At 55.5% G+C, this 1,176-nt stretch carries 2 protein-coding genes; both read right to left on the bottom strand.

The window, feature by feature from the left end; all coding sequences use genetic code 11:
• On the bottom strand, window positions 1-467 hold a 467-nt coding region (locus tag VZ95_RS16010), incomplete at its 3' end, for a hypothetical protein (RefSeq protein WP_045776748.1).
• Window positions 468-512: 45 nt separating this feature from the next.
• Window positions 513-1,004 (bottom strand): hypothetical protein, encoded by a 492-nt coding sequence (locus VZ95_RS16005; RefSeq protein ID WP_156994972.1) that lies wholly within the window; start codon window positions 1,002-1,004, stop codon window positions 513-515.
• Between the last annotated feature and the right edge of the window lie 172 nt (window positions 1,005-1,176).

Below are 1,176 nucleotides of genomic sequence, written 5' to 3'. Positions count from 1 at the left end.
CTAAACAGAAAATCCCCGAGATAATTGATCTTTCCGGCCTCGACCTCGATGCGCGCAAAGGGCCGTTTGGTTTCTTTATCGACCGTCAGATAATTCGACGTTTGGCTGTTGCCGTGGGTGGAAAACTGCTTGAGCCCATAGGTTCCGGGTTCGACGACATGGGCATAATAGCCCATCTTTTTGTCCTTATTGGGGGCGCTCGGCAAACCCATCCCGGCGAAGCGCATCAGGTTTTCCGGCCGCGCCACCGCGTAAATCCGTTGGCTCTCGGTTTCGGAGAACGTCTCGCCGATCAAGCGCCCGAATTCGATGCTGCAATGGGTTTCCGAGAAGGTGCTGCACATAAATCCATGCACGACGATGGCCTTACCGGGCGGCAGGCTGGTTTCCGCCGTCACGGGCGGTTCGGGCGGGCGGACGCAGCTTGCAAGCAGCGCGAGAAGGAGAAGGCAAGCCCGTTTCATCATCGAAAATCACCGCGTGAAGGTCTGAAGGTCCCATTGGAGGCGGCATTATGGCCCAAAATCGATCACCCGTGTCACCCGTTCGGCGGGAAGATTGGGAAAATCCTTCAAAAATGCCGCCATCGCCGCTGGATTTTCGTCCCGTTCGACCGGGACTTCCTCCTTAAACGGCGTTGTGTAGAAGGTGAAATCGCCGAGATAATGAACCTTTCCCGCGTCCACCTGGAACGGCGCATAGGGCCGGTCGGTGTGCGCATCGGTGACGGTGAAGACGCTGAGAATATTATTCGCCACGGCAGTAAAGCGGCGTAGGGCATAAGTGCCGGGCGCGGCGCGGTGGGCGTAGTAGGCAAAATTGCGGCGGCTATCGGGGTTCTGGAAACTATAGATATTCTTCTCCCCGGTTACGCCCCGAACCCGGTCTTTCGGTTGAGTGGAAAACACCCCTTCCGTCAGCCGAGTGAACTCGATTGTGCAGCGGCTTTCTAGAAAGCTTCGGCAGGCAAACCCGTAGACAATCACCCCCTCCTCAGCCGACACAGGGGCCTCGGGCGATAAGGCGTCTGGCGGTCGGGTTGCGCAGGCGGACAAAATGGGAAGGATGAGCAATGCCAATAAAAATCGAAATATCGACATGAAACATCCCCTAAAAAATGTATCGAGTAGATAAATTATCGTAATACAACACGGGAATCATTCGATTTTAGCGAGG

Origin of the sequence: Elstera litoralis, assembly GCF_000963705.1 — a bacterium.
GTDB classification, from domain to species: domain Bacteria; phylum Pseudomonadota; class Alphaproteobacteria; order Elsterales; family Elsteraceae; genus Elstera; species Elstera litoralis.
The sequence above is the reverse complement of the archived record's forward strand: the minus strand, read 5'-3'. Positions and strand labels throughout refer to the sequence as shown.